The organism is Methylobacterium guangdongense (assembly GCF_038442355.1).
Lineage (GTDB): Bacteria > Pseudomonadota > Alphaproteobacteria > Rhizobiales > Beijerinckiaceae > Methylobacterium > Methylobacterium guangdongense.
On sequence record NZ_JBBXMX010000089.1, the window covers coordinates 1 to 502 of the forward strand.

A 502-nucleotide genomic window follows, 5' to 3' on the forward strand; every position below is an offset into this window, starting at 1 on the left:
AGCTCGACTTTGGCCATCATGCGGCGTGGCAGAGAGCATAGGCCCAGGGCGCGGGCAACCGGAAGCGGGGTTTTGTTCGGGCGCGTCGGCGCGGTGATGTTGCCAAAGTCCGCTCACGCCAGATCGCACAGCGTACGGCGGCCAGGGCATCAGCGAAGGTCGGGCGTGGCTTGGGGTACCACGCGGCAGCTGCGATCCGTCGCCGCTGGCGGGCCGGGAGTTGCGCAGCTAACAGCGTGACGATCGAGAACAGGGCCAGGAGGCAGGGCGTGGTGCGGGCGATCGCCATGTCGGACCACTGCCGCTGCGTCTCGACGCCCAGATGGGCGCGCGCTTCTTGGAAGGTGACCTCGACGGTCCAGCGCCGCACGAACCAACCGACGATCTGCGCGGGCTCGCGTGTCGGATCCGTGCAGAGCAGGGCCTGGGGCGGGAAGCGCGCCTCGGGATCGCGGAGGAGCACCCATCGGATCGGCACGACGGGCAGGCCCCCGTGCCGCCA

General features: G+C 70.1%; 1 pseudogene. It reads right to left on the reverse strand.

What is annotated here, in order from left to right:
• Nucleotides 1–16 precede the first annotated feature (16 nt).
• Nucleotides 17–502 (reverse strand): annotated as a pseudogene (locus AAHG09_RS31880) (IS701 family transposase); the annotation flags it as partial.